Annotated in this window: 12 protein-coding genes, 1 tRNA gene and 3 rRNA genes; 10 read left to right on the top strand and 6 right to left on the bottom strand. The window is 40.4% G+C overall.

Annotated elements, in window-relative coordinates; all coding sequences use genetic code 11:
• Positions 1–5 precede the first annotated feature (5 nt).
• Positions 6–833, bottom strand: a complete 828-nt coding sequence (gene nadE, locus PCNPT3_RS11900) for an ammonia-dependent NAD(+) synthetase (RefSeq protein WP_015466104.1) — start codon at positions 831–833, stop codon at positions 6–8.
• A gap of 151 nt (positions 834–984) precedes the next feature.
• On the opposite strand from nadE, the gene glmU reads away from it, so the two are divergent.
• Entirely contained in the window at positions 985–2,346 is a 1,362-nt protein-coding gene (gene glmU / locus PCNPT3_RS11895) for a bifunctional UDP-N-acetylglucosamine diphosphorylase/glucosamine-1-phosphate N-acetyltransferase GlmU (protein WP_015466103.1), read from the top strand.
• 90 nt (positions 2,347–2,436) lie between these two features.
• On the opposite strand, the gene PCNPT3_RS11890 is transcribed toward glmU, so the two are convergent.
• The 3 genes from PCNPT3_RS11890 to PCNPT3_RS11880 all read right to left on the bottom strand — a co-directional run bounded on the left by PCNPT3_RS11890 (position 2,437) and on the right by PCNPT3_RS11880 (position 6,159).
• Positions 2,437–4,176, bottom strand: a complete 1,740-nt coding sequence (locus PCNPT3_RS11890; protein ID WP_015466102.1) for a DEAD/DEAH box helicase — start codon at positions 4,174–4,176, stop codon at positions 2,437–2,439.
• Between the two features lie 361 nt (positions 4,177–4,537).
• Positions 4,538–5,119, bottom strand: coding sequence for a Fe-S biogenesis protein NfuA (gene nfuA / locus PCNPT3_RS11885; protein ID WP_015466101.1), 582 nt, complete (start codon positions 5,117–5,119; stop codon positions 4,538–4,540).
• A 281-nt stretch (positions 5,120–5,400) separates the two neighbouring features.
• Complete coding sequence (locus PCNPT3_RS11880) at positions 5,401–6,159, bottom strand: ComF family protein (RefSeq protein ID WP_232207364.1); 759 nt, start codon at positions 6,157–6,159, stop codon at positions 5,401–5,403.
• A 90-nt stretch (positions 6,160–6,249) separates the two neighbouring features.
• Between PCNPT3_RS11880 and bioH the strand changes: the two genes are divergently transcribed.
• The 3 genes from bioH to PCNPT3_RS11865 all read left to right on the top strand — a co-directional run bounded on the left by bioH (position 6,250) and on the right by PCNPT3_RS11865 (position 7,806).
• Positions 6,250–7,014, top strand: coding sequence for a pimeloyl-ACP methyl ester esterase BioH (bioH, locus tag PCNPT3_RS11875; protein ID WP_015466099.1), 765 nt, complete (start codon positions 6,250–6,252; stop codon positions 7,012–7,014).
• Between the two features lie 81 nt (positions 7,015–7,095).
• Positions 7,096–7,383, top strand: coding sequence for a hypothetical protein (locus PCNPT3_RS11870; protein ID WP_015466098.1), 288 nt, complete (start codon positions 7,096–7,098; stop codon positions 7,381–7,383).
• A 6-nt stretch (positions 7,384–7,389) separates the two neighbouring features.
• The gene (locus PCNPT3_RS11865) at positions 7,390–7,806 is read left to right on the top strand and encodes a hypothetical protein (RefSeq protein ID WP_015466097.1); all 417 of its coding nucleotides are present in this window, start codon (positions 7,390–7,392) and stop codon (positions 7,804–7,806) included.
• Between the two features lie 39 nt (positions 7,807–7,845).
• Here the strand turns inward: PCNPT3_RS11865 and slyD are convergent, their stop codons facing one another.
• Together slyD and PCNPT3_RS11855 are read right to left on the bottom strand one after the other, a co-directional pair.
• Positions 7,846–8,475, bottom strand: coding sequence for a peptidylprolyl isomerase (slyD, locus tag PCNPT3_RS11860; RefSeq protein ID WP_015466096.1), 630 nt, complete (start codon positions 8,473–8,475; stop codon positions 7,846–7,848).
• Positions 8,476–8,489: 14 nt separating this feature from the next.
• Complete coding sequence (locus PCNPT3_RS11855; protein ID WP_015466095.1) at positions 8,490–8,702, bottom strand: YheV family putative zinc ribbon protein; 213 nt, start codon at positions 8,700–8,702, stop codon at positions 8,490–8,492.
• 132 nt (positions 8,703–8,834) lie between these two features.
• On the opposite strand from PCNPT3_RS11855, the gene PCNPT3_RS11850 reads away from it, so the two are divergent.
• From PCNPT3_RS11850 to PCNPT3_RS11825, 6 genes are all read left to right on the top strand, one after another.
• Positions 8,835–10,748, top strand: coding sequence for an ABC transporter ATP-binding protein (locus tag PCNPT3_RS11850; RefSeq protein ID WP_015466094.1), 1,914 nt, complete (start codon positions 8,835–8,837; stop codon positions 10,746–10,748).
• Between the two features lie 578 nt (positions 10,749–11,326).
• Positions 11,327–12,871 (top strand): 16S ribosomal RNA (locus tag PCNPT3_RS11845).
• A 69-nt stretch (positions 12,872–12,940) separates the two neighbouring features.
• Positions 12,941–13,016 (top strand) — tRNA-Glu (locus PCNPT3_RS11840).
• Between the two features lie 484 nt (positions 13,017–13,500).
• Positions 13,501–16,392, top strand: a 23S ribosomal RNA gene (locus PCNPT3_RS11835).
• A gap of 218 nt (positions 16,393–16,610) precedes the next feature.
• Positions 16,611–16,726, top strand: a 5S ribosomal RNA gene (rrf, locus tag PCNPT3_RS11830).
• Together the 16S, 23S and 5S rRNA genes with 1 tRNA gene alongside form the textbook arrangement of a ribosomal RNA operon.
• An 893-nt stretch (positions 16,727–17,619) precedes the next feature.
• Entirely contained in the window at positions 17,620–18,870 is a 1,251-nt protein-coding gene (locus tag PCNPT3_RS11825) for an SGNH/GDSL hydrolase family protein (protein ID WP_015466093.1), read from the top strand.
• Positions 18,871–20,525: the final 1,655 nt, after the last annotated feature.

The raw sequence follows: 20,525 nt of genomic DNA, 5'->3' as shown, positions 1-20,525 counted from the left end.
TGTAATTAATTATACAGCGTTGGGATACTTTGGCGTTTGTGCTCAGTCGCAAGGTATAATTTTATGAGTTTATCTTCAATATCTTGAGGGACTTTTTTACCTTCTAAAAAATCATCAATTTGTTGATAAGTCATTCCTAATGCGACTTCATCTTCAAGTAATGGTTTTTGTTCTTCTAAGTCTGCTGTTGGCGCCTTTTCGACTAATATTTTGGGAGCCCCCAGTGTTTTAGCAAGCGATCGAACCTGGCGTTTGTTTAAGCCAAATAAAGGTGCAAGATCGCAAGCACCATCACCATGCTTAGTATAAAAACCGGTAATGTTTTCAGCGCTATGATCAGTGCCCACTACTAATCCCCCCGTTAATCCTGCAATTTCATATTGGGCTATCATGCGCATTCGCGCTTTTACATTACCTTTAACAAAATCTAAATTAACGCCATTTATATCAAGGTTAGTCTGTTGTAAACTTTGCAATGTTTCTTGGTGGATAGCATCTGTGCCACTTTGTACATTTACGGTGAGGTTATGCGTAGGGCAAATAAATTTTAGGGCAAGTTGCGCCTCATGTTCATCTTTTTGCTCTGCATAGGGCAAGCGTACTGCTATAAATTGATAAGCATTTGTGGTGTTTTCATTATTAAGTTCGTTGATAGCTATTTGGCAAAGTCGCCCTGCACAGCTTGAATCGACGCCACCACTGATGCCTAAGACAAGGGTATGACTACGCGCTTGTTGTAATTTTGTTTTGATAAAGGCAATACGTTGCTTAATTTCGATATCAATATCGATAACAGCTTGCACGTGCATTTCTTGTAATATTTTTTGTTTCATTGAAAGAGACCTTTTTCGCTAGCGAGAGGTCAAGATTATGCAGAAAAATCGTGTTTTTCGACAGTAAAATTAAACTTTATTATCGCTCTTACTTAAAAGTCCGTTAAAATAGGCCTTTGTCTTCTCTGTTTTCTTTTTTGAGGTTGTTAATATGTCTCTTAGTGTTGTTATTCTTGCCGCCGGTAAAGGTACGCGTATGTGCTCTCGTTTACCTAAAGTACTCCATAAAATTGCTGATAAACCGATGGTGCAGCATGTCATCGATACGGTTAAAGAAGTTGGCGCGACTCATATCCATTTGATCTATGGTCATGGAGGCGAGCAAATGAAAACTGCCATTAGCGCATCTAATTTACATTGGATTGAGCAAACTGAACAATTAGGAACTGGCCATGCGATGCAAATTGCAATGCCACACTTTCAAGAAGATGAAAAAATCTTGATGGTTTATGGCGATGTACCTTTGCTCTCTGCTAAGACATTACAAAAATTAATAGCTGCCCAGCCTGAAGGTGGCATCGCATTATTAACTAATTATTTAGATGATCCCACTGGCTATGGACGCATAGAGCGTAAGCAGGGCGATATCATCGGTATTGTCGAGCAAAAAGACGCCTCTAAAGAGCAATTAAAGATTAATGAGGTTAATACCGGAATTTTAGTTGCAGATGCTTCAGATTTACGTCGTTGGCTACCGCTGTTAAGCAATGATAATGCAGCGGGCGAGTTTTATATTACCGACATTATCGCAATGGCACATCAACAAGGTGCCATGATCAATGCCGTGCACCCAAGTCATGCCTTTGAAGTTGAGGGCGTTAATAACCGTTTACAACTTGCAAATTTAGAGCGCGCTTATCAACGTAATGTTGCGGAGCAGCTATTATTGAGTGGTGTTATGTTACGCGATCCTGCGCGTTTTGATTTACGTGGAGAGCTCTCTTGTGGGCAAGATGTTGATATTGATATTAACGTCATTATCAAAGGAAAAGTCACGCTAGGTGATGGTGTTAGCATCGGTGCAAACTGTATTTTAATTAACTGCCATATTGCAGATAACGTTGAGATCAGTGCGAACTCTATTATTGAAGATAGTCAGATTGGAGACGCATCTACGATAGGTCCGTTTGCGCGTATTCGTCCTGGTACGGTATTGAAAAAGAACGTTCATATTGGTAATTTTGTTGAAATAAAAAAATCAACATTAGGTGATGGCACAAAATGTGGGCATTTAACCTATTTAGGGGACAGCATTGTAGGCAGTAATGTAAATGTGGGCGCGGGGGTTATTACGTGTAATTATGATGGTGCTAATAAATTCCAAACACATATTGGTGATGATGTTTTCATTGGTAGTGATTGTCAGTTAATTGCACCTCTGAGCATTGGTAATGGTGCGACTACAGGGGCAGGCACGACGGTGGTGAGTGATGTACCTGAAAATGCACTTGCGATATCACGCAGTAAACAACGCAATATTAATAATTGGGTTCGTCCTGTTAAGAAGAAATAAGGGCGTTCTTCAAATATTTTAAAAATCGAAAATGAGACATAAAAAAAGGGCACTTAGAAAGTGCCCTTTTTATTTACTTAGAAAAAAGAATTATTCTTTTCTAAGTTTTAATTGACGTTTACAAACATAAACACTTTCAAGATGTTTTAATGTTGCTTCAGGCATACCTTTAGGCAACTCAATCGTTGAGTATTCGTCATTTAATTTAATATCACCAATAAAACGGCTGTTAATATCGGCTTCGTTAGCAATTGCGCCAACAATATTTTTAACTTGCACACCATGTGAACGACCCACATCTAAACGATATGTTTCTAGTTCAACATCGGTAGGACGTCCGCGACCACGAGGCTTATCACCACCGCGTTCACTGCGCTCACCACGAGGACCACGATCATTACGATCACCACGGCTGTTGCGATCTCCGCGATCACGTCCACGTCCACGGCTTTCACGATCAAAGCTACGTTCATGAGTGCGAGGCTCTACAAATTTTTCTTCAACAGGCTGTAAAGGTTTTTCTTTTTGCGCCATGAGCAATAATGCAGAAACAAGATCAAGTTCATCAAGCTCTGTATTTTTTTCCATTTGTGCATATAAGTTGCGGAAGAAAGTTAAATCTTCGCTTTCACAAATATCGAATACTTGTTTTTGGAAGTTTTCAATACGTGTTTGTGTTACTTCATCACGTGTTGGTAGTTCCATAATAGTGATTTCTTGACGCGTAGCACGTTCAATCGCTTTTAATAAACGACGCTCACGAGGCGCTGCAAATAAAATCGCTTTACCTTTACGTCCAGCACGGCCAGTACGACCAATACGGTGAACATAAGATTCAGTATCTGTTGGGATATCGTAGTTAACGACCAAACTGATACGTTCAACATCAAGACCACGAGCCGCAACATCAGTTGCTACTAGAATATCTAGGCCACCTGATTTTAAACGTGCAATAGTACGTTCACGTGTTTGTTGATTCATATCGCCGTTTAGCGCTGCGCTACGGTAGCCACGAGCTTCTAAACGTTCCGCTAATTCTACCGTTGCCGTTTTAGTACGTGCAAAGATGATCACGCCATCAAACTCTTCAGTTTCAAGCATACGTGTTAATGCGTCTAATTTATTAACGCCACGTACGATCCAACATTTTTGCTCGATATTTTCAACAGTTGATGTTTTAGCTTTAATCTTTACTTCAATAGGATCATTCATGTAACGCTTAGTAATACGTTTAATTTGATCCGGCATTGTTGCAGAGAAAAGTGCTGTTTGATGTTTTGCAGGCATATCTTTCATGATGGTTTCAACATCATCAATAAAGCCCATGCGTAGCATCTCATCAGCTTCATCTAAAACAAGTGTAGTAAGGTTAGATAAATCTAACGTTTTACGTTTTAGATGATCCATAATACGACCAGGCGTACCGACAACAACTTGTGGTCCACGACGTAATTGACCAAATTGAATGTTGTAGCTTTGACCACCATAAATAGGCATTACATGAAAACCTGCTAAATGGCGAGAATAGGTTTGGAATGCTTCTGCTACTTGAATAGCAAGTTCACGTGTAGGTGCCAATACTAATACTTGTGGCGCCTTCAAAGAAAGATCGATATTTGCAAGTAGTGGTAATGCAAAGGCTGCGGTTTTACCCGTACCTGTTTGTGCTAAGCCGAGTACATCTTTACCATTTAATAGGTGAGGAATACATTGAGCTTGAATTGGTGAAGGTGTTTCATAACCCATCTCTGAAACTACTTTAAGTAGTGCTTCAGGAAGATTAAGTTCATTAAAAGTTATTTCGTTTTGTGTTATATTTGACTCTGACATCGAGGCCTCATGATTTCGTGTAAATTCTGCGTTTTAGCGGTGCATAAACGCACTAAACTCAGCCTATACCTACATCACCTCAATAGTTTCAACCGAAGTTGAGCTATTCAATATTTCGCGCATGTGAATTGTGATCCATTACTGCGTAGTAGGTTTAATCTGAATGTATCGTAACAGTTCATTAGGAACTCGTTACGAGGGAGGCGCATTCTACTCGATTTGATTATAAAATGCTCGCATTATTTTGAGGTATAGCACAAAAACAACAAAATAATTCAAAATCAGTCTGTTTTTGCACTAATTTGCTTGTCAGTACCCAATGGGTATGCCTAAAGGATACCGATCTGTTTACTATGAATTATTATTTATAAAAAGAATGATCTCCACTTTGATGTTCAGTAATATCTCTTACTGCATTAAGTTCACCCGAAAATTCTTCTAGTAATTCTTTTTCGATACCATCTTTTAAAGTGAGGTCGACTTGAGAGCAACCATTACAACCGCCTCCAAATTCAATCACGGCGACTTTATCTTCCGTTAATTCAATTAATTTGATAAAACCGCCATGACTGGCAAGTTGTGGATTAATTTGTACTTGGATAACGTATTCAACACGCTCTTGTAATGGGGCATCATCTTTAACTTTACGCATTTTAGCGTTAGGTGCTTTTAAAGTCAGTTGTGTACCTGTGTCTTCTTCTACGAGATCGATAAAAGCATCTTCTAAAAAGGGTACGCTTATCTCATCTACTAAGGCGTCAAAGCCATCAAAGTGTAAGCGAGTGTCACTGCTTTCAACGGCTTCAACTGGGCAGTATGAAACGCCACATTCTGCTTTTGGCGTACCTGGGTTGATCACAAAAACGCGAATACAAGTCCCTTCATTTTGAGGTGCTAGTAAATTTTTAAAGTGTGTTTGTGCAACCGGAGTGATTTCTATCATTATTTTACCCTTAATCTTGAGTCATTTACTCAGGCATTATACCTATGCAACTTTAAGATGCAAAAGAGGACGCCTTTTATCGGTATTTTAGTCATTCAAAAGTGATGCTTATATAGCCATGTTATCTACGATGCTTTACAGACTCGCCAAAAAGCATGCGAAGGGACCTCTTCTGTATTTTTAATATGATTCTTATAAAACATCGATGTAGGTTCTCTCTTTTTCAATTTTACGCTGAAAAGCGAATCCAATTTGGTTTTCTCGTTTTGCACCGTAAAGTTTTATGGGGATATTATCTGTTTAGGCTGTCGAGAGGTTCTGCAAATAGCCCAGATGTCTACGCGCCGTGCACCTCCTTGTAAAAGGATAGTGCATAAACTGTTTACTGTGGCTCCGGAGCTAACAACATCATCAATGATCACAACGTAAGCGTCTTTTAATGAGGCTTGTTGTTCTTTTTGTAATGTAAAAGCACCTTTAAGGTTTTTTTTCCTTTTTTGTTTATTAAGCCCTTCTTGTGCGCAAGTGTTTTTAATGCGTTGTACTGCTTGATTTAAAATAGGAATGCTTAAGTTTTTTGCAAGCACATCTGCTAATAGCTGTGCTTGATTGAAACCACGTTGGCGTAAGCGTTTGCAGTGTAATGGTACTGGGATCAAATAATCCACTTGGGAGATCTGATCTGCCGGTATGTTTTGTTGTATCGATAAACTTAATAATTGTGCAAGTAATTGTCCATTTAATAGCTGTTTCTTATATTTAAAATTTTTTATTAATGCGGGATACGGTTTTATATAATCATCAAGCGCATAAATTTGAGTGAAGGCATCGACATTGTGCATACATTGACTGCAATAAGCCTCATCGTGGATCAAAGGTAGTGCGCAGTGTAAACAATGGGGGCGCTGCTTGAGTAAAGACTTTTGGCAATACATGCAAAGTAGCGAGCCTTGACTCGGCAGACGGCACAATAAACATTGTGCAGGTAAAAGATACGCACTTAATTGTTGAAGCCTCGAACTCAATGTCTTGATATACATAGGCGCTCAATATTTTATGGGGATAATAATATCACTTCGTATAAGGTTGAGTATAATCTGTAATAAGATTAATCATTAAAGTGAATTTTTGTGAGTATAGAAAAAGTGGTGGCGTGTCGTATTTCTGGTGTGGGTGAGGATCTGGTTTTATTACATGGTTGGGGAACCAATAGTGCTATATGGCAAGGTGTCGAGACATCTCTCGCCCAATATTTTAGAGTGTATTGCATTGATCTTCCCGGCTTTGGAAAAAGCTCTGAATTATCAACTTATACATTAACGTCTATGCTCGAGGCCATCATCGAAGTATTACCCGATCATGCGATTTGGTGTGGATGGTCATTGGGCGGTTTATTGGCGACCTATGCAAGTTATGCTTATCCACATAAAGTGAGAAAATTAATTCAGGTGTGTAGTGCATTAAAATTTGTGAGCGAAGATCCCCTTTATGGTGTTGAGGGTGCCGTTTTTGAAAATTTTAAGGAAAATTTAAAAACAGATAAAAATAAAACATTAAAGCGCTTTATTAGTTTACAAGCACAAGGACCAATTTCTTCAAAAAAAGATATTGTGGTAATAAAAAAATCATTACAAAATTCATTTATTGCTTCAGATGAGGCGTTGCTTTCTGGGCTTGATTTATTACAACACACTGATTTGATAGAATGCTTTGCTACTATTAAACAGCCATGCTTATCGATATTTGGGGCTTATGATGCACTCATACCCGAGCAGGGGCGTTTGCAAATGCAGGCAATATTAAAGCATAGTCAGCAAGTTGTTTTTGAACAATCTGCGCATGCTCCTTTTATTAGCGAAAGAGATCGCTTTTGTCACTTGATAAAAATGTTTTGATCGTCTAAAATTTATACAGAAGTTTTGTTTTCGTAGAGAGCTAGGCTCTATCATTATATTTCATTAAGTAAGGAACTCATTATGGATGTTCGTTCCGCTTCTTCTTCGGGTCTATCTGGTTTTCAAGATGCGTCTGTTCAGCTTAATAATGCAAGCTCTCGGATCGCTCAATCGGGTAGTGCCGAAAAAAGCAAAAATGTAGATCAGTTACCTGTAGAGGCTTCATCTTCACAGGAACCTCGGACGCCTGTCTCTTTAACGACTGAATTAGTCAATTTAAAAGTGGCAGAATTTCAAGCGAAGGCATCGGTGAATGTTATCCGCACAGCGGATGAAATGTTGGGAACATTAATCGATACTAGTGCATAGATCACAATGGCGAATATTAATGCGCTATTGCCGACGGCTGTTGCCATTCCCTTTCATCCGGCAACAGAAGCTCTGCAGCATGAAAATGCAATACGTCCGATCATACCGAAAACAGAGATAATATCGTCATATACTAAATTGCGTGATGAACAAGAAAAGGCGCAGTTAACCCCCTCAAAACATACGATCGTACAAGATCAAAATACACAACGCGATACGCAACAATTTAGCTCGGAACAGCAAAATGCACAGAAAAGACGATCTCTTTTTTTTGCGAGCAGAGAAGAATTAACAGAATTTGAAAAAGGTGACAAGCGCTTAGATGATAAGTATGATTTTAAGCAAGTGCGATCAGTGATACTCGCTCATTATAAAAATGCAGTGAGTCCTTATGCCTCGGCGTCTGTTGAGTATGCAGTATAAGATTGCATCATGTAGATGCAATCTTCATTTATTTAGCGATTAGTGGCATTGACCACAACAGCCATGCGGTTCTTCTTCTTTTTCTTCTTTTTTAGCATGATCATCAGAACAACAATGTTCACCTTCAGAATGCTTGCTGCTATCTCCACCACAACACTTATGATCTTCTTTATGTCCATGATCATGGCCAGAGCAACTTGAGCCTGCTTGATGAATGTGTCCGTGCGCAAGTTCTTCTTCTGTTGCCTCGCGAATAGCAACAATTTCACCTACAAACTGTAAAGACATACCGGCTAGAGGATGGTTTGCATCAATACTGATCATTTCATCATCTACAGCAGTGACTTCTACTGTGCGTTGACCTTGATCTGTATCTGCTTGGAAAGACATGCCCACTTCGATGTTATCTACACCTGCAAATAAATCACGTGGTACCTGTTGCACTAATGCTTCTTGGAATTCACCATAAGCGTCTTTAGCGTCAAGTTTTACGTCAAATTTATCACCGACCATTTTACCTTCTAGTTCGCGCTCTAAACCTGAAACAAGGTAACCGGCACCTTGAATAAAATCAAGAGGTGAACCATTTTCAGTGCTATCGAGTGAACTACCGTCGACTTCAGCGACACCAAAATGGATTGATACCACTAAATCTTTTTTAATTTTCATTTGTTTTTCTCACTTTAATCTGTTGCATCAAAGACACCAATTAGCTGTTCAAATTGACGCGTTGCGGCAGTTGCTTGTTTTGGGGTTTGTGTTTGTGTAAAAGCGCATGACACACAGGTCAACGTTTCAACTGCATTTTCTAGTGTCAACGCAACTGTGTCAAGTGCATTACACTTGGGGCAGTGTGCGCCTGCGATAAAGCGTTTCTTGTTTTTAGATAAAGTCATTTTATTCTCTAAATAGAGGGAATACATTCAGATGGTAACGAAATCATTCACTATTTTCAGTGGTTATCGTGTTATTTTGCGTTATTATCCCTGTATTTTTTTATCCTTAATAATAGTAGAGAAACTGAAGTTATGATTGTTGCAACTAATATTGAATTTATGCGTGGTGGTAAACCTTTACTGTCGGGAGCGAGTGCAACGATTAATCCACGCCAAAAAGTCGGCCTTGTCGGCGCGAATGGTTGTGGTAAATCGAGTTTTTTTACTTTATTAAAACAAGAAACACAAGTAGATGGCGGTGATTTAAGTATTCCTGCGAAGTGGCGACTCGCCACTGTGGCGCAAGAAACCCCTGCGTTAGACAGCAATGCATTACAGTATGTAATTGATGGTGATCATGAGTTTCGTCGCCTGCAACGAGAGCTCACAAAAGCTGAGTCTGAAAATGCGGGTACTAAAATAGCTGAATTACATGGTTTATTAGATAATGCCGGTGGTTATACGATAGAGTCGCGAGCAGCCGAGCTACTAGCGGGGCTCGGATTTTCAGATGAATCGCAACAACGAAATGTGAGTGATTTTTCAGGTGGTTGGCGAATGCGTTTAAATTTAGCCCAAGCCCTTCTGTGTCCCTCTGACTTATTATTACTTGATGAGCCCACCAACCATTTAGACTTAGATGCGGTGATCTGGCTTGAAAAATGGTTACGTCAATATCCAGGTACGTTGATCCTTATTTCGCATGATCGCGATTTCATTGATTGTATTGTCGATAAAATTATCCATATAGAGCAATATAAGTTTCATGAATATACGGGCAACTATACAAGCTTTGAGCGTCAGCGAGCTGAGAAGTTAGCACAACAACAAGCTTCATATGAAAAGCAAGAAACGCAAAAACAACACATGCAAAGTTATATCGATCGTTTTCGCTACAAAGCAAGTAAAGCAAAACAAGCACAAAGCCGTATAAAAGCATTAGAAAAAATGGAGCAACTACTACCGGCGCAGGTTGATAATCAATTTAGCTTTTCATTTAGAGAGCCAGACTCATTACCGATGCCGTTACTCACGTTAGAAAAAGTCAGTGCGGGTTATGATGATGTTTTAATTTTAGATAAAATTAAATTAAATTTAGTCCCTGGGAGTCGTATTGGTTTACTTGGTCGTAATGGCGCAGGTAAATCTACCTTAATAAAGCTATTGGCAAATGAGTTACAGCCAGTATCTGGGAAGTTAGAAATAAATCCAAATGCTAAAATCGGATATTTTGCCCAACATCAGCTAGAATTTCTACGTTTAGATGAAACGCCTTTACAGCATTTAGCGCGCCTTGCACCGGGAGAAAAAGAGCTAGCCTTGCGTAACTTTTTAGGTAGCTTTGGTTTTCAAGGAGATAAAGCGTTAGATAAAGTCGCTCCTTTTTCGGGTGGCGAAAAAGCACGTCTTGTTTTAGCGCTATTAGTGTGGCAAAAACCCAACCTGCTTTTACTTGATGAACCCACCAACCATTTAGATTTGGATATGCGTCATGCATTAACGATGGCCTTGCAAGAATTTTCGGGTGCGATGGTCGTCGTTTCTCATGATAGACATTTATTGCGAACCACCACGGATGAACTATATTTAGTCGACAACAAAAAAGTAGAGCCTTTTACTGGCGACTTAGATGATTATCATAAATGGTTGTCAGAGCAACAGCGTATACAAAAGCAAGCACACAATAGCCAAAAGAAAGTTGCGGTTGATAATGTCAGTCGTAAAGATCAAAAACGTTTAGATGCTGTTTTTCGTAAAAAGCTGACACCGTATAAAAAGCAATTACAGACCGCTGAAAATGAAATGGACATATTTACGCAACGCTTAACCGAAATAGAAAGCGCGCTGGTAGATAGTACTCTTTATGAAAGTGCACAGAAGAAGCAGTTAACGGCTTTTTTGAAAGAGCAGGGCGAACTAAAAGAAAAGCTTGAAGATGCAGAGATGCTTTGGATGGATGCACAAGAGAAAATAGAGTTAATGCAGTCAGAGTTTGACGCGCAATAAAAGAGTAGATGTTTTATCTGTTATTAGCATCTACAGTTAAAGTCATTACTAATGAGAGATAAAGACTTAAATCATCCGTTTCGTTAATAAATTGTTGAATAATTAAACGGAAAACCCAATTTATGTATACTAAGTGAGCAGTTGTTTGTTTGTTTATAAATAACCTAATAAAACGCTTGCCAATGTGACTTAGATCTCTATAATGCGACCCCACAGACACAGCAAGTAACGCGAGTTACCGCGGTGTTTGGTGAGACAATGATTTGATTATTAACTTAAATTAAAACGTTGACAAATCTCACTGGTGACGTATTATACGCACCTGCCGAAAGGCACGCTCTTTAACAATTTAATCAAACAATCTGTGTGGGCACTAGATGATGATTTCAAAAAAGTCCTTATGATGATTTTGCTTTGCAACTTCATTAAGAGGACAAAAAGAATCAATATCAGTGACACACGAATTAATTCATTAATTCAGAATAACAACAAGTACTTTTCACTAGTTGATTAGTTACTTAGTTTTAGTCAGTAATATTGAGTCGCATTGTTGGTAACAACATTGCAAATTAAACTTTAAATTGAAGAGTTTGATCATGGCTCAGATTGAACGCTGGCGGCAGGCTTAACACATGCAAGTCGAACGGTAACAGAGAGTAGCTTGCTACTTTGCTGACGAGTGGCGGACGGGTGAGTAATGCTTGGGAATATGCCTTAACGTGGGGGACAACAGTTGGAAACGACTGCTAATACCGCATAATGTCTACGGACCAAAGCAGGGGACCTTCGGGCCTTGCGCGTTTAGAGTAGCCCAAGTGGGATTAGCTAGTTGGTAAGGTAATGGCTTACCAAGGCGACGATCCCTAGCTGGTCTTAGAGGATGACCAGCCACACTGGAACTGAGACACGGTCCAGACTCCTACGGGAGGCAGCAGTGGGGAATATTGCACAATGGAGGAAACTCTGATGCAGCCATGCCGCGTGTGTGAAGAAGGCTTTCGGGTTGTAAAGCACTTTCAGCGAGGAGGAAAGGGTAGTAGTTAATAACTGCTATCTGTGACGTTACTCGCAGAAGAAGCACCGGCTAACTCCGTGCCAGCAGCCGCGGTAATACGGAGGGTGCGAGCGTTAATCGGAATTACTGGGCGTAAAGCGCGCGTAGGTGGTTAATTAAGTCAGATGTGAAAGCCCAGGGCTCAACCTTGGAACTGCATTTGAAACTGGTTGACTAGAGTTTTGTAGAGGGTGGTAGAATTTCAGGTGTAGCGGTGAAATGCGTAGAGATCTGAAGGAATACCAGTGGCGAAGGCGGCCACCTGGACAAAGACTGACACTGAGGCGCGAAGGCGTGGGGAGCAAACGGGATTAGATACCCCGGTAGTCCACGCAGTAAACGATGTCTATTAGAAGTTTGTGGCTATATGCCGTGGGTTTCAAAGCTAACGCATTAAATAGACCGCCTGGGGAGTACGGCCGCAAGGTTAAAACTCAAATGAATTGACGGGGGCCCGCACAAGCGGTGGAGCATGTGGTTTAATTCGATGCAACGCGAAGAACCTTACCATCCCTTGACATCCAGAGAATCACCTAGAGATAGATGAGTGCCTTCGGGAACTCTGAGACAGGTGCTGCATGGCTGTCGTCAGCTCGTGTTGTGAAATGTTGGGTTAAGTCCCGCAACGAGCGCAACCCTTATCCTTACTTGCCAGCGGGTCATGCCGGGAACTTTAGGGAGACTGCCGGTGATAAACCGGAGGAAGGTGGGGACGACGTCAAGTCATCATGGCCCTTACGGGATGGGCTACACACGTGCTACAATGGCAGATACAAAGGGTTGCTAACCTGCGAGGGTATGCGAATCTCATAAAGTCTGTCGTAGTCCGGATCGGAGTCTGCAACTCGACTCCGTGAAGTTGGAATCGCTAGTAATCGTGGATCAGAATGCCACGGTGAATACGTTCCCGGGCCTTGTACACACCGCCCGTCACACCATGGGAGTGGGCTGCACCAGAAGTCATTAGCTTAACCTTTCGGGGATGGCGATGACCACGGTGTGGTTCATGACTGGGGTGAAGTCGTAACAAGGTAGCCCTAGGGGAACCTGGGGCTGGATCACCTCCTTATACGAAAGAAACACGTTTAGTGTCCACACAGATTGTTTGATTAGAATGATAAAGCGCACAAAGTTCTTGGTCCCCATCGTCTAGAGGCCTAGGACACCGCCCTTTCACGGCGGTAACAGGGGTTCAAATCCCCTTGGGGATACCAAAGTCTGGACATTTAAAAAGATTATTAATCTTTTTAAACATCAATATGATGACGTAAAAACAAAATCACTTTATAAATGTTTACTTATTAAATATTTATAAAGTGTTTTTTTAACACTGCTCTTTAACAATTAGGAAAGCTGATAAAGTTCTTATTTATCGCATAAACAATAAATAATTTAGGTTATTTACTGAGTGCTTTAAATATAAACGAAATTGTTCTCGTTTGTTGGACGAAAGTCTAATAAACGTAATCAAGCAAAATAAAAAACCATTTGAACGCGAGTTCAAATGTGTACGTATCTACTCAGTTATTTATAACTGATAGGTGCACGAAAAACGAATGTGTTTTTCATAGTAAAATATGAGGATCGCAAGCGTCTTGGAAACGACATATAAAATCTAAATTTTATAATCTTATGTGTTTTTTGAATATTATTAATATTCATAAAAACGCTTAAAGAAAGTATTTTTAGGTATTGTATGGTTAAGTGAATAAGCGTGCACGGTGGATGCCTAGGCAATTAGAGGCGATGAAGGACGTGGTAATCTGCGATAAGTCCAGGGGAGTTGATAACAAGCGTTATATCCTGGAATTTCCGAATGGGGCAACCCGGCACTTAGTGTCATCGTTAAGTGAATACATAGCTTAACGAAGCGAACGAGGGGAACTGAAACATCTAAGTACCCTTAGGAAAAGAAATCAACCGAGATTCCGATAGTAGCGGCGAGCGAAATTGGAACAGCCCTTAAGCTGTTTAGAAGTTAGTAGAATGCTCTGGAAAGTGCAACGATACAGGGTGATAGTCCCGTATATGACAACTTCTTTATAGTGAAAACGAGTAGGTCGGGACACGAGAAATCCTGACTGAATATGGGGGGACCATCCTCCAAGGCTAAATACTCCTAATTGACCGATAGTGAACCAGTACCGTGAGGGAAAGGCGAAAAGAACCCCTGTGAGGGGAGTGAAATAGAACCTGAAACCGTGTACGTACAAGCAGTAGGAGCCGACTTAGTTCGGTGACTGCGTACCTTTTGTATAATGGGTCAACGACTTAATTTCAGTAGCAAGGTTAACCGTTTAGGGGAGCCGTAGGGAAACCGAGTCTTAACTGGGCGAATAGTTGCTGGGATTAGACCCGAAACTTGGTGATCTAGCCATGAGCAGGTTGAAGGTTGAGTAACATCAACTGGAGGACCGAACCCACTAATGTTGAAAAATTAGGGGATGACTTGTGGCTGGGGGTGAAAGGCCAATCAAACCAAGAGATAGCTGGTTCTCCTCGAAAGCTATTTAGGTAGCGCCTCATGTATCACTGTTGGGGGTAGAGCACTGTTTAGGCTAGGGGGTCATCCCGACTTACCAACCCTATGCAAACTCCGAATACCAACAAGTGCAATCATGGGAGACACACGGCGGGTGCTAACGTCCGTCGTGGAAAGGGAAACAACCCAGACCGCCAGCTAAGGTCCCAAAGTATATGTTAAGTGGGAAACGATGTGGAAAGGCTTAGACAGCTAGGAAGTTGGCTTAGAAGCAGCCATCTTTTAAAGAAAGCGTAATAGCTCACTAGTCGAGTCGGTCTGCGCGGAAGATTTAACGGGGCTAAACATATCACCGAAGCTGCGGATGCATAATTTATTATGCATGGTAGAGGAGCGTTCTGTAAGCCGTCGAAGGGAAAGGTGTAAACCATCCTGGAGGTATCAGAAGTGCGAATGTTGACATGAGTAACGATAAGGGGGGTGAAAAACCCCCCCGCCGGAAGACCAAGGGTTCCTGTCCAACGTTAATCGGGGCAGGGTGAGTCGACCCCTAAGGCGAGGCCGAAAGGCGTAGTCGATGGGAAACGGGTTAATATTCCCGTACCCTTTATTATTGCGATGGGAGGACGGAGAAGGCTAGGTGGGCCTGGCGATGGTTGTCCAGGTTCAAGTATGTAGGCGGGAGACTTAGGTAAATCCGGGTTTCTACTAACGCTGAGATACGATGTCGAGTCACTACGGTGATGAAGTCATTGATGCCATGCTTCCAGGAAAAGTCTCTAAGCTTCAGATAATAAAGGATCGTACCCCAAACCGACACAGGTGGTCAGGTAGAGAATACCAAGGCGCTTGAGAGAACTCGGGTGAAGGAACTAGGCAAAATGGTACCGTAACTTCGGGAGAAGGTACGCCTACGACGGTGAAGTCCCTTGCGGATGGAGCTGTTGTAGGCCGAAGATACCAGATGGCTGCAACTGTTTATTAAAAACACAGCACTCTGCTAAATCGTAAGATGACGTATAGGGTGTGACGCCTGCCCGGTGCTGGAAGGTTAATTGATGGGGTTAGCGCTTGCGCGAAGCTCTTGATCGAAGCCCCAGTAAACGGCGGCCGTAACTATAACGGTCCTAAGGTAGCGAAATTCCTTGTCGGGTAAGTTCCGACCTGCACGAATGGCGTAATGATGGCCATGCTGTCTCCACCCGAGACTCAGTGAAGTTGAAATCGCAGTGAAGATGCTGTGTACCCGCGGCTAGACGGAAAGACCCCGTGAACCTTTACTACAGCTTAGCAGTGAACTTAGAGCCTACATGTGTAGGATAGGTGGGAGGCAATGAAACCAGGTCGCTAGATTTGGTGGAGTCAACCTTGAAATACCACCCTTGTATGTTTTGAGTTCTAACCATGGCCCCTGAATCGGGGTTTGGGACACTGTTTGGTGGGTAGTTTGACTGGGGCGGTCTCCTCCTAAAGAGTAACGGAGGAGTACGAAGGTTGGCTAATCACGGTCGGACATCGTGAGGTTAGTACAATGGTATAAGCCAGCTTAACTGCGAGACAGACACGTCGAGCAGGTACGAAAGTAGGTCATAGTGATCCGGTGGTTCTGAATGGAAGGGCCATCGCTCAACGGATAAAAGGTACTCCGGGGATAACAGGCTGATACCGCCCAAGAGTTCATATCGACGGCGGTGTTTGGCACCTCGATGTCGGCTCATCACATCCTGGGGCTGAAGTCGGTCCCAAGGGTATGGCTGTTCGCCATTTAAAGTGGTACGCGAGCTGGGTTTAGAACGTCGTGAGACAGTTCGGTCCCTATCTGCCGTGGGCGTTTGAGAATTGAGAGGAGCTGCTCCTAGTACGAGAGGACCGGAGTGGACGAACCGCTGGTGTTCGGGTTGTCATGCCAATGGCATTGCCCGGTAGCTACGTTCGGAATCGATAACCGCTGAAAGCATCTAAGCGGGAAGCGAGCCTCGAGATGAGTTCTCACTGGAGCTTTAAGCTCCCTAAAGGGCCGTTGGAGACTACAACGTTGATAGGCAAGGTGTGTAAGTACAGTAATGTATTGAGCTAACTTGTACTAATTACCCGTGAGGCTTAACCATACAATACCCAAAAGTATTGAGCTTAATAAAAGAATCGAGTATTGAGAAGATTCTTAATCTTCTTTTGCGAGAGTGAAGATATTAAGATTAAGATTTGAAGTATTGTATTGAGTAACCAAGAGATGATTGTAATCAATCAAATACGTTTGCGAAGACATATTTTACGAAACAAATTGCAAGATTAGACACAATCCAGCTTTTCTAATTAAGATTTTTAGCTTGGCGATAATAGCGCTGTGGCACCACCTGATCCCATGCCGAACTCAGAAGTGAAACGCAGTTGCGCCGATGGTAGTGTGGGGTCTCCCCATGTGAGAGTAGGTCATCGCCAAGCGCCTAATTAACGATAAATCCCTGTTGACTGATGTCAACAGGGATTTTTTCGTTATTAGCTTGGCTAGATGACCACTCTCACATGGGAAATAAACAGCGCAACAAAGTTGCTTTCCTTTAGTGTGATAGTAGGGCGAGTATCGCGACAGCGATGTATACGAGCGGGTGAGCTCTGCGAGCCCTGACCGTCGCCAAGCGCCTCTCTTTATAAAAGACAAGAATAACCCAGTCGGTTTTTTCTGACTGGGTTTTTTATTGCCTGCGATTTATGACCTACTCTCGAACATGGGAAATAAACAGCGCAACAAAGTTGCTTTCCTTTAGTGTGATAGTAGGGCGAGTATCGCGACAGCGATGTATTTGATCGGAGGAGCTCCGCGACTCCCGACCGTCGCCAAGCGCCTCTCTTAATAAATTCCAACGATAAACCCCAGTCCTTCTTTGATGTGCTGGGGTTTTTTCGTTAAAGGATTGGCTAGATGACCTATACAGCTTATTAACCTATTTATTAAGTGAATAAGGATCTGTATTAGATCTTAATAGTTAACATTATATTTAGTGATATTTTCCTATATTGATGTTTGGAATAAAAATAAAGGGCAGGAAAATTGTCTATTGTACTCATCTAATGATGCTTTTAGTGACTTGTTTTGTCTCGATTTTTTTAAAATCCATTGCGCTTAAGTCCTTATGTTACATGGGCTGTAGGCGGGTTGTGGTTTGTTTTAGCTTGGCAGGTTAAGGTCAATAAGTTACCATATACAAAATATACACATTTATATTTATTTGGAAGTGATTTGTTAGATCATATATTTAGTATTGTCTTTATGGGGATATTAAAGATCTAAATCAGATCATTTATTACAAGTTCCACATATTAAGCTGCAGAATATTATGATCCCAAAAACATTATTATTATCTTTATTACTCCTTTGTGGTGCAAGTGCTTTTGCTACACAAGTACCTCCAACCGTTGAACCGTTAAATAGCTCGAGTATTTTGAAAATTAAATACTCTGAAACTTATACCTATGTTCGTTGCTGGTATCGACCACATACGGATCATAATGATCCTGCTACTGAATGGGAGTGGGCACTCGCCGAAGATGGAAGTTATTATACAATTTCAGGTTATTGGTGGTCTTCAACATCTTATAAAAATATGTTTTATAGTTTTGAATCACAATCTAATATCCAAGATCGTTGTAAAAAAACACTGAATGTGGAACATGAGACTGCAGATATAACCTACTTTGCATCAGATCATGGTATGTCATATAACCATGCAATTTGGAGTAATGATGCACTCGTAATGGAAAGTAAAATTAATCGGATAATCGCATTTGGTGACAGCCTATCAGACACTGGAAATATATTTAATGGTTCACAGTGGTTATTTCCGAATCGTAACGCATGGTTTTTAGGGCATTTCTCTAATGGTTTTGTATGGACTGAATACTTAGCAAAAGAAAAAAATATCCCATTGTATAATTGGGCTGTCGGAGGGGCTGCAGGGCAAGATAAATACTTAGTATTAACGGGGGTATATGGTCAAGTAAGCTCTTATTTAACTTATATGAAAATGGCGCTAAATTATAATCCAGAAAATACCTTATTCACCTTAGAATTTGGATTAAATGACTTTATGAATTACCACCGAAAGATGTCAGACGTTAAGGCAGATTTTAGTAGTGCACTTATTCGTTTAACCGATTCGGGAGCAAAAAATATATTGGTATTAACTTTACCTGATGCAAGTCAAGCACCACAATTTAAATACTCTTCGCAAGCTGAGATACAAAAAGTAAGCGCTCAAATTAAAGAGTTTAATGTATTTATTAAAGGTCAGGCTAATTATTATCAGCTGCAAGGCTATAATATTGTTTTATTTGATGCAGAAAAACTGTTTTCAAACATCACAAAAAACCCTAAAAAACATGGATTCAAAAATTCGAAAGATGCTTGCTTAGATATTAATCGTAGCTCTTCTCGAGATTATTTATATAGTCATAATCTTACGGATGAATGCGCAGACTATGGATCTGATGCTTATGTATTCTGGGGAGTGACTCACCCAACAACTGCTATGCATAAATATATTGCTGATAATATATTAAAAACAGCATTTAATACATTTAGCTTTTAATGGAATTGTTTAGGAAAGCTCTCTAACAAGAAAACTTCGAAAGAAATATTAGTCTATATTTTTAAAAAATAAGGCTAAGCAAGTCTTCAATTCAAAAAATCCTAGATTTTATTTTAAAGTCTAGGGTTTTTGCATCGCACGTCTCAATAGTATTTTTTTGTTTTTGATCTTTTAGTTGAAAATCATTTACTTCCAAAGGAAAGTGTCGTGTAGTTTGCATTTTCTTGATAGAAATTTTTATCATAAATTTTTGTTTCTATGATCGACATAGCATAAAAAAATAAAATTATTAGTGAACTACTCTGACTAGTCTATACCTTAGATGTTCTACTTTTTTTGTTACATCATTAAAGCCCCAAATAATCATTAGTTTAAGAAAAATATGTATTAATGATTTTACGATATTTATATTTTTAACGTTATTAAAATACCTACGATCAGAATCGTATTTTATCTAAACTAAGATGTTGAAATTTAAGTTTGTAGAGTATAAAAAGGAGCTTATAAAGTATGCGGTATTCTTTTTTGGTTGATAAAAAGACAGATGCACTCTCTCATTTTTTATTATATGGATTATTTGTTATTACTTGTTCATGGTCTACTGCTATTTTTGCTTCGGATCAGATGCAAGCTGCGCCTGAAAAAAAAATCATAAAGAAAATTTTTCTTTATTTTCTGATCATTGGTATGTGGGTGGAAAAGTCGGTTGGGATAATTTCGAAGGTGCCTGTACACCGGGTTATAGCAGGTGCAATAATGATTCGATAGTCTTTGGTACTTATACCAAAGGAACTAAAAAGGTGATCCGTCTTGCTTGTTGAAATTATCCCAACCTGTGTTATGAATTTTGAAGAGAGAACAACTATCTACTACAACTCACGCCTTGCTAGAGCTAATTTCCCCTGCGTAACACATGAAAGCTTAATTAATACCATTGGTATAACTATGTTTCAATTTTATGCCGAGAGGCTAAGTCTAATCGGGTTTTCTGATCCTGCATATGAAGCATCATGGGTATATACATTATTGGTATTGAGCATAATTATAAATGATGTATACGTTTAAACATTATATTTAACTGCTTTTTATCTTTATCGGGTACCAAAGACAGCGATGTATACGAGCGGGTGAGTTCTGTGAACCCTGACCATCGCCAAGCGCTCTCTTAATAAATTCCAACGAAAACCCCAGTCCTTCTTTGATGTGCTGGGGTTTTTTCGTTAAAGGCTGCAATGACCTACTAGAGCATGGAACATAAACAGTGCGCGAAGGCAGATTCATATTGTGTGATTTTAGGTGCGAGTTTGCCGGCAGGCAAGTATTTGATCGGGTGAGCACTACGAACTCCGACCGTCACCAAACACCTCTTTTTATTAAAAACAGTATTTAATTTATTTGGTTTTTAATCGGAAAATTTCATCATAAAGGATCATTTCTACGATCGATATAGCATAAAAAAATAATGTTACTACTGAAGCGTCAAGACTAGTCTATACCTTACTATAGTCATTTTTTATTACATTTATGGTGTTTCTATTTTCACGTTATTAAAATGTTTGCGATCATAATTTTATTTGTCTAAATAAAGATGTTGAAATTTAAGTTGTAGAGTATAAAGCGAACCCCTATAAAATACATGGTACTTTTATCTTGTT

Source organism: Psychromonas sp. CNPT3 (genome assembly GCF_000153405.2).
Taxonomy (GTDB): domain Bacteria; phylum Pseudomonadota; class Gammaproteobacteria; order Enterobacterales; family Psychromonadaceae; genus Psychromonas.
The sequence above is the reverse complement of the archived record's forward strand: the minus strand, read 5'-3'. Positions and strand labels throughout refer to the sequence as shown.

Bases quoted from the DNA above. Each gene is read 5' to 3' on its own strand.
- slyD (WP_015466096.1), bottom strand. From the start codon at position 8,475: ATGAAAATTAAAAAAGATTTAGTGGTATCAATCCATTTTGGTGTCGCT.
- PCNPT3_RS11825 (WP_015466093.1), top strand. From the start codon at position 17,620: ATGATCCCAAAAACATTATTATTATCTTTATTACTCCTTTGTGGTGCA.
- PCNPT3_RS11890 (WP_015466102.1), bottom strand. From the start codon at position 4,176: ATGTCAGAGTCAAATATAACACAAAACGAAATAACTTTTAATGAACTT.
- PCNPT3_RS11850 (WP_015466094.1), top strand. From the start codon at position 8,835: ATGATTGTTGCAACTAATATTGAATTTATGCGTGGTGGTAAACCTTTA.
- nadE (WP_015466104.1), bottom strand. From the start codon at position 833: ATGAAACAAAAAATATTACAAGAAATGCACGTGCAAGCTGTTATCGAT.
- PCNPT3_RS11865 (WP_015466097.1), top strand. From the start codon at position 7,390: ATGGCGAATATTAATGCGCTATTGCCGACGGCTGTTGCCATTCCCTTT.
- nfuA (WP_015466101.1), bottom strand. From the start codon at position 5,119: ATGATAGAAATCACTCCGGTTGCACAAACACACTTTAAAAATTTACTA.
- PCNPT3_RS11855 (WP_015466095.1), bottom strand. From the start codon at position 8,702: ATGACTTTATCTAAAAACAAGAAACGCTTTATCGCAGGCGCACACTGC.
- glmU (WP_015466103.1), top strand. From the start codon at position 985: ATGTCTCTTAGTGTTGTTATTCTTGCCGCCGGTAAAGGTACGCGTATG.
- PCNPT3_RS11880 (WP_232207364.1), bottom strand. From the start codon at position 6,159: ATGTATATCAAGACATTGAGTTCGAGGCTTCAACAATTAAGTGCGTAT.
- PCNPT3_RS11870 (WP_015466098.1), top strand. From the start codon at position 7,096: ATGGATGTTCGTTCCGCTTCTTCTTCGGGTCTATCTGGTTTTCAAGAT.